We start from the raw sequence: 7,788 nt of genomic DNA, 5'->3' as shown, positions 1-7,788 counted from the left end.
TTGGCTTGCCAACTGCAGGGCTACCGTTCGCGCCAGCGGGCCGGAGGCCTTAAGCCCGCCCTGTACTGCGAAGCAGTCAGGGTCGGGTAGTTTACAGCCTGCCGGTAACACTTCTTATCCCCACGACGGCCAGAGAGGCTGGTAAACTGCGAGAGTATACCTGGCCTTTTCATCCGCTTTAAATCACTATGAGTCCCAGTTTGCAAGCTGCTCAAACTCAAGCGCGAGTGCCCACCGAGACCATCCTGACGCCGCGCTTCTACACCACCGATTTCGAGGCCATCGGCAAAATGGGCTTAGGGGCTCGAGAGGCCGATTTCCGGGCCATCCTGCAGGAGTTTCGCGCCGACTACAACCGCCATCACTTCGTCCGGGGTGAGGAGTTCAACCAAGACTGGGAAAGCCGCCTGGATCCGCAGGCGCGCCGGTTGTTTGTGGAGTTCTTGGAGCGCTCCTGTACAGCCGAGTTCTCCGGTTTTCTCCTCTACAAGGAGCTGTCGCGCAAGCTAAAAGAGACCAACCCCGTTTTGGCCGAGTGCTTTGCCCTGATGAGCCGCGATGAGGCCCGCCATGCCGGCTTTCTGAACCGCGCCATGGGCGACTTCAACATGGCCTTCGACCTGAGCTTTCTCACTAAGCACAAGTCTTACACCTATTTCGCGCCGCGTTTCATCTTCTATGCCACCTATCTCTCGGAGAAGATTGGCTACTGGCGCTACATTCTCATCTACCGCCACCTGGAGGCCCACCCCGAGGATCGCGTTTACCCGATCTTCAACTTCTTCAAGAACTGGTGCCAGGACGAGAACCGCCACGGCGATTTCTTCGCGCTGATGCTTCTGAGCCAGCCCAGGCTGCTGCAGGGGTGGGTGGCCAAGCTGTGGTGCCGCTTCTTCTTGCTGTCGGTGTTCGCCACCATGTACCTCAATGATGTGGGAGAGCGCCCCGATTTCTACCGCCTCATCGGCTTGGATCCCCATGCTTATGACATGGAGGTGATCTACAAGACCAACCGCGAGGCGGCCAAGGTGTTTCCGGTGGTGTTGGATGTGGAAAACCCTGAGTTTGTGCGGCGGCTGCAGAAGTGTGTGGCCAACAACGCCAAGCTGAGGGAGATTGCCCGGGGATCCGGCCCCTTCAAGGGTTTGCGCAAGCTGCCCCTCTACCTGAATAACTTCTATCAGTTTTTGCGGCTGTTTCTGCTCAAGCCCCGCCGTGCCGGCTTCTACTTGTGGGAGCAGCCTGAGCCCCGTTTTGAGGGAGCGGCTGTTTCTGCTTAAGCTGTCTGCTGCCTCGCCTCAGTCGCGTCAGAGGTGTGGAGCACTCTTGCAGGTAGGCCATCACAGGTAGACCATGAACATCGCCACCGAGATTACTCCCCTCTTTTTGCTGGGAACGCTGGCCTTTTTGGGTTGGGGCTTCTGGAGAGCCCGTCGGCGGGGATCCTTAGCCGTTTGGGTGTGGTTACAGGGATCCCTGCTCTTGTTGCCGTGGGTGGTTTTCCTGGGGCTGCTGCTGCTGGGGATCTACCTCAATTTTGCAGGCTTCCTGGTGTTGCTGTTGGTCTTTACAGGGCTTTACATTGCTGTGGGGCGCAAGACCCGCCAGTTGGCCCAGCAGGAGCTGCAGGCCCGTCGCGAGCAGTTGGCTCGTCTGGAAGAGCAGGGGGAAGCCCCTTCGGCAGGGGAGGCGCCTTTGGAAGCGCCTGCGGTTCTGCAGCGGATCTCGGCTGAGGATCTGCAGGCCATTCAGTCTATTTTCGGCCTCGATACCTTTTTCGTCACCGAGACCGTCCCCTATGGGGAAGGGGCGATTTTTAAGGGCAACCTGCGCCAGGAGGCGGAGGTGGTGGTACCCCTGCTGGTGGAGAAGCTCAAAGAGCAGGTGGGCAGTCGCTACCAGCTCTTTTTGGTGGAGGATCCGGCGGAAAAGCCGGCGGTGGTGGTCTTGCCGGATCCCATCGTCAATTACCGCGCTTCCGTGGGGGCGCAGATCCTGGCGGGGGCGTTGCTGGTCTTCAGCTTCGTCGCCACGTTGGAGGTGGGGGCCAATCTCTTGGGCTTCCGGCTGTTGGATGCGCCGGGGCGCTGGGTGGAAGCCCTGCCGGTGGCAGCCGGGATCTTCGCCATCTTGCTGGTGCATGAGACCGGACACCGCTGGATGGCGGGCAAGTACGGCGTGCGCCTCAGCCCTGCTTTTGTTATCCCCAGCTTGGGGATTGGCACGCTGGGATCCCTAAACCGCATCCAATCGCCGGTGCCCAGCCGCAAGGTCCTCTTCGACATTGCCTTTGCCGGCCCGGCAGCGAGCGGGATCCTGTCGCTGCTGGTGCTCTTGGCTGGCCTGAAGCTCTCCGGCTCCGAGGGTCTGTATGTGCCCACGGAGATCTTCCGCAGCTCCATCCTGGTGGGCACCCTAGCGCGGCTGGTGCTGGGATCCCAGTTGCAGGTGGAGCTGGTTCCCATTCATCCTTTTGTTGCCGTGGGCTGGATTGGCCTGGCAATCACCGCCTTGAGCCTGCTGCCGGCAGGGCAGCTGGACGGGGGTCGCATTGTGCAGGCGGTGTACGGGCGGAAGACGGCGGCCCGCGCCACCTTCATCACCCTGATTGCCTTGGCGGTGGCGGCCATCAGCAACGTCTTGGCCCTCTACTGGGCGCTGCTGATCCTGTTCATCGCCCGCGAGCCAGAGCGTCCACCGCAGGATGAGATTACTGAAACCGACGGTCAGCGGGATGCTTTGGCATTGCTGGCCCTCTTTTTGATGGTCATGACCCTGTTGCCGATTGCCCCGGCTTTGGCGGGCTTTCTCAATTTCCCCAACGGCTGATGGGGCACAGGCTCAGGATCCGCCCGCGCGAGGAGCGCACTGCCATCCATGCCTAGACCGGGGAAAGGCTTTGGCCCAAGCAGAGCTGGAGAGGGCAAAGGAGAGCATCTGCAGCGTCTGTTGGCCCAGGCCGTTCGCCATCACCAAGCGGGGCAATGGCCACAGGCCGTCTCGCTTTACCAGCAGGTGCTGCAAGCCCAGCCCACTCACCCGGAGGCGCTGCACCTCTTGGGGGTCTGTCGGCAGCAACAGGGATCCCTAGAGGAAGCAATTGCCCTGATCCGGCAGGCCCTTGTCCAACAGCTTTGGTTCCCCGATGCCCACTTTAACCTGGGGATTGCCCTCAAGCAGGCGGGGCGGCTGGCGGAGGCGAAAACTCACCTGCAACTGGCCCTAGAGCAGGGGGGGGCCGGATCCAGAAGTCTTCTACCAGCTGGGGCTGGTGCTGCGGCAGCAGGGGGATTTGGAGGTGGCCCTTGTCCCCTTGGGACAGGCCCTGGAGCTGCAGCCGGACTTTGCCGATGCCGCCTACACCCTGGCCATCCTGCTGCGGGATTGTGGCCGGGAGGAGGAAGCGGCGGAGCTGTTCTACCAACTCTGGCAAGCGGATCCCGCCGACTTGGCCGCGGCCCTGGGCTGGTGTGTTAGCCAGTTGCCCTTGCTGTACGCCTCGGCAGACCAAGTTCCCGTGGCCCGGGAGCGCTACCGCCAAGCCCTACAACAGGTGAAGGGCCGCTGGGAACACCTGCCGCGGGATCCCGAAACCCTGGAGCGAGCAGCTGCCGGGATCGGCTCCGTCCAACCCTTCTTTTTGCCCTACCAAGGCCAGAACGACCGCGATCTGCAGCAGCTCTACGGATCCTTGGTGAGGGACGTGATGGCGGCCCGCTATCCCCAGCCCTCCGTCCTCTGGCAGCGACATCCTGGCCGAGTGCGGGTGGGCATTGTCTCCGGCCTGTTTCGGGATCACTCCGTTTGGAAGATCCTGACTCGCGGCTGGGTAGAAGCCCTGGATCGTGCTCAAGTGGCCCTCTACGGCTTCCACACCTCGGTCATCCAAGATGAGGTCACATGCTCCCTGCCCCCTCGTTTTGAGCACTTTGTGGCCGGATCCCGCAGCATAGAAAATGGCAAGCGGCTATTCGAGAGGCACAGCTGGATGTGCTCCTCTACCCGGAAGTGGGCATTGACCCGGTCTGTGCCCAACTGGCCGCCCTCCGCTTGGCGCCGGTACAGGCGATGGCCTGGGGCCACCCGCAAACTTCTGGCCTGCCGACAATAGACGTTTTCCTCAGCAGCGAGCTGATGGAGCCGCCGGACGGGGCCGGCCATTACACCGAGCAGCTCCTGCCCCTGCCTGGCATCGGCACCTACTATATTCCCCTAGAAGTTGACCCCGCCCCTGTGGACTGGCAAGCTTGGGGGGTGGATCCCGACAGGGTGCTTTACCTCTGCGCCCAATCCCTATTCAAGTACTTACCTCAGTACGACGAGGTGTTCCCCCGCATCGCCCGGAAAGTGGGGAAGTGTCAATTTCTAGAAGTGTCAATTTCTATTTTTGCGGGGCCGCCTCTCCCAAGGGATCCGCGAGCGCTTTTGGCAGCGGCTGCGACGAGCCTTTCAGGCCTATGACCTAGCTGCCGAAGAGTATGTGGTGCTCCTACCGGAACTGATACATTCACGCTGAACTCTCCTGAACATGGTTCAGGAAAGAAGCGATCGCATCCTGCCTATCTCTGAGCAGGAAGGCGGTATCCCGCAAAGCCCTGAGGAATACCCCCCGAGCGCTTTCCCCCTTCACTTCCCGGCAACCGTTGCGGTGGACTCAAGGATCAGGGGGAAACTTGGTCTACTATATCCCTCTCAATGACTTTTGCCAAACCGCCTAAAGCTCAGTAAATTCAGCAAAGTTCAGGGTTTTGGGGGTTAGAGGCATGCTCTCGCCTGCAGAATATGCCGCCTACAACGCCCTGGGGGATATTTACCTGGATAGCCTCGGCTGGTCAGGGGGCAACACCACCCTGGAAGCCCTGCCCCACGGGCTGCCCATCGTCACCTTGCCCGGATCCCTGATGCGGGGCCGCCACACCTACGCCATCCTGCAGCAGATGGGGATTCTCGATACCATCGCTCATAACCTCGATGAATACGTCCAGATTGCCAGTCGGTTGGGCTTGGATCCAGAGTGGCGAGAGCAAATGGGCCAGCAGGTGAAAGCACGTCAAGATCGCGTCTACCGGGATCCCGCGCCGATCCGCGCTCTGGAAGAGTGGTTGCGAAGCCTGAAGACCTGAGGGGGCAGTTTGGGTGAAAGGATAAACGGGCGAGTGTTGTCCTCTTGAAGGGATCCCGGACAGATGGCAGGATAGGCGGGGTTGTCTTGCCGGGCTTTGCCCATGTCTTCTGAGTCTGCTCCCGGTCAGTTCCCCAGGCCGGAAAACGCCCCCGACAACTTGCCCTCCCTTTCAACGCGCCTGAAAGAGATTGCCGTGGTATTCCTGCAGCTGGGATCCCTGGGTTTCGGCGGCCCCCAAGCCCACATCGCCATGCAACACGATGAGGCGGTGATCCGGCGGGGCTGGATGAGCCAGGAACAATTTACCGAAGGGGTGGGCCTATGTGAAATGTTGCCAGGGCCAGCTTCTACCCAGATGGGGATCTATGTCGGCTATGTGCGGGCAGGCTGGTTGGGGGCGGTGCTGGCGGGGATTTGCTTCATTGCCCCTGCTTTTGTGATCGAGGTGATTTTTTCTTGGCTTTACTTTCGCTTTCAGGGGGTGCCGCAGCTAGAGGGGATGTTTTTTGGGGTGGCCCCGGTGGTGATCGCCATTATCCTGGCCTTTTGCTGGAAACTGGGCCGTAAAGCTGTGAAGGATTGGAGCCGGGGGCTGATCGCGGTGGCGGCCTTTGCCCTGCTGCGGATTGGGGGGGTGAATATCCTGTTGCTGTTCGGGCTGGCGGCTCTGGTGGGGCTGCTGCTGTATGGGCCCAAAAAAGGCCCACTATCGGGGATCCCGATTTTACTCCCTTGGCCAGTATTGACGTTGGCCCAGACGGTAGTGGCCACGGTTCCACCGGAAACCCTTATCCTGAGCAGCTTTTGGGGTCTGGAGCGGATTGGTGCCTATTTCTGGCCTTTGGCCTTGTTTTTCCTGAAAGTAGGCGGCGCCATCTTCGGGGGAGGGCTGGTGATCATCCCCTTCATCGCCGACGAGGTGGTGGATCAGTTGGGCTGGTTGACGCCGACAGAGTTCTTGGATGGGGTGGCCATTGGGCAATTTACTCCTGGCCCGGTGGTGCTAACGGCAGCCTTTATCGGCTACAAGGTGGCAGGGGTGCTGGGGGCCCTGACGGCAACAGTGGCCATCTTTGCCCCTTCTTTTGCCTTTATTTTGCTGGCAGCTCCGGTTCTGTTGCGCATACGGCACAATGCTTGGGTGAAGGGATCCCTGCAGGCAATTACCCCAACGGCCCTGGGGGCTTTTGCTGCGGCTACAGTGCCCTTGGCCCAAAATGCGCTGCTACAACAAACAACTCCCGCTTCGCTGGTGGCTTTGGGGATCGGGGTAGCGGCCTTCATTGCCTTGATGCGCTTTCGCCAGCCCACTTGGCTGTTGGTGTTGATGGGAGGGAGGGCGGGTTTGCTGGCCCGAGGTCTGCTGGCCTAAAGGTTTTGCTCCCTGGCCCTGCTTTCTCCTTGGGGGTGAGGGAATGACCCTGATTCAGCCTGATGGCCACGGCACTGACTGGCTTGGGCCAGCCCTTCCTCAGAGGGATCCCTGCCTTCCAGGCGACAAAACAGTTGCCGCATGAGCAGCTCCCGTTGGCCAAGAGACAGGTGAGGGGCAAGGGTGCCGGGAAAGTGGGGCATGGCGAGGGTGACACGATCCAACAGGTCGGCGCGGCGATGTCTCTGTTGAATAGCCCAAGCCCGTTCCAGAAGGTTTTGGGCTGCTTCTGGCGCTAATCCCGCTTGCTCCGATAACCACGCTGCCAGTTGTTCCAAATCGGGGTCGAAGCGCAGCCGGTACATGTAGATCAACATGCCGATCCCGATCACCAAGCCCAAGCCACTGGCTACATAGGCGGCTTTGATGGAAGTTCCCGGCAGATAGGCCACCGCCGACACGCGCAAGATTTCGTAAGGGATGCGAATCAAGCTGTAGCCGACCACATACGTCCAAACCCAAGTGCCATCTTTAAGCTTGGGGAATCGCCAGAACATCCCCATCAACAGAGCAAACAGGGCCAGATTGAGGATGCTCTCGTAGAAAAAGATCGGGTGGAAAAACTCAAACTGGCTGTATTCCGGCTCGCGAGCTTGGGGAGGAATGTACACCCGCAGCGGCCAAGGGCTGTCCGGGGGAATAGGGGCACCATAGGCCTCGGAATTGAAAAAGTTGCCCCAGCGCCCAATGGCTTGGCCCAAAATTAACCCAGGGGTGAGAACATCGGCATACTTCCAGCCGTGGATCCCGGTGGCGCGGCAATAGAAGTAGAGAGCCAGAGCACCGGCCAGCACCCCGCCATGGATGATGAGGCCCCCCTGCCAAATGGCGAAGGCCGAGAGGGGGTTATCTCTGAACTCTGACCAATGGGTGATGACGTAGTAGAGTCTGGCCCCCAGAAACCCAGACACCACCAGCCACAGGGCCAGTAGCTCCACCCGTTCGCCGGCTTTGCCGGGTTCTTTCTCCAAATGACGGGATTCGGCCAGTGCTTTGGTCAAGATCAAGCCGACCAACACGGCCACTGCCATCAATAGGCCATACCAGCGCAGGCCCAGCCCTCCCACCAGCGGGGTGCCAGGGGGAAAACGGAAGACAAATTCTCCAGGTGAGCTGAAGGTGAGACCCAACAGCCCTGCACTCCATAGGTTCATCAACAACACGCTCTGCACCCCAAAATCCCTCAATTCAACTAACCTCACAAGCAAGATTCCACTGGGGGGTTTTGGAT

At 60.2% G+C, this 7,788-nt stretch carries 7 protein-coding genes and 1 pseudogene; 7 read left to right on the top strand and 1 reads right to left on the bottom strand.

The genetic code is table 11. From position 1 onward, the window contains the following. The first annotated feature begins 188 nt into the window (after positions 1-188). From acsF to chrA, 7 genes and pseudogenes are all read left to right on the top strand, one after another. Positions 189-1,280, top strand: coding sequence for a magnesium-protoporphyrin IX monomethyl ester (oxidative) cyclase (gene acsF / locus ACVWYZ_RS11250; RefSeq protein ID WP_457467103.1), 1,092 nt, complete (start codon positions 189-191; stop codon positions 1,278-1,280). 73 nt (positions 1,281-1,353) lie between these two features. Beyond that, the gene (locus ACVWYZ_RS11245; protein ID WP_457467102.1) at positions 1,354-2,829 is read left to right on the top strand and encodes a site-2 protease family protein; all 1,476 of its coding nucleotides are present in this window, start codon (positions 1,354-1,356) and stop codon (positions 2,827-2,829) included. 48 nt (positions 2,830-2,877) lie between these two features. Continuing rightward, positions 2,878-3,063 (top strand): annotated as a pseudogene (locus ACVWYZ_RS11240) (tetratricopeptide repeat protein); the annotation flags it as partial. 208 nt (positions 3,064-3,271) lie between these two features. Further along, positions 3,272-4,111 carry a tetratricopeptide repeat protein gene (locus ACVWYZ_RS11235; protein WP_457467101.1) on the top strand — a complete coding sequence of 280 codons (840 nt, stop codon included), beginning with the start codon at positions 3,272-3,274 and terminating at the stop codon, positions 4,109-4,111. Next, a complete protein-coding gene (locus ACVWYZ_RS11230) occupies positions 4,069-4,461 on the top strand; it encodes a hypothetical protein (protein ID WP_457467100.1) in 393 nt (130 codons plus the stop codon). The genes ACVWYZ_RS11235 and ACVWYZ_RS11230 overlap by 43 nt, the downstream gene beginning before the upstream one ends. 302 nt (positions 4,462-4,763) lie before the next feature. Next, on the top strand, positions 4,764-5,123 hold the full coding sequence (locus tag ACVWYZ_RS11225) for an O-linked N-acetylglucosamine transferase family protein (RefSeq protein ID WP_457467099.1): 360 nt from the start codon (positions 4,764-4,766) through the stop codon (positions 5,121-5,123). A 102-nt stretch (positions 5,124-5,225) separates the two neighbouring features. Continuing rightward, entirely contained in the window at positions 5,226-6,497 is a 1,272-nt protein-coding gene (chrA, locus tag ACVWYZ_RS11220) for a chromate efflux transporter (RefSeq protein WP_457467098.1), read from the top strand. Here chrA and lgt read toward each other — a convergent pair. Further along, positions 6,494-7,759, bottom strand: a complete 1,266-nt coding sequence (gene lgt, locus ACVWYZ_RS11215) for a prolipoprotein diacylglyceryl transferase (RefSeq protein ID WP_457467097.1) — start codon at positions 7,757-7,759, stop codon at positions 6,494-6,496. The genes chrA and lgt overlap by 4 nt on opposite strands. Between the last annotated feature and the right edge of the window lie 29 nt (positions 7,760-7,788).

The organism is Thermostichus sp. MS-CIW-37 (assembly GCF_054060065.1).
This window is presented reverse-complemented; position numbering and strand designations above follow the sequence as displayed.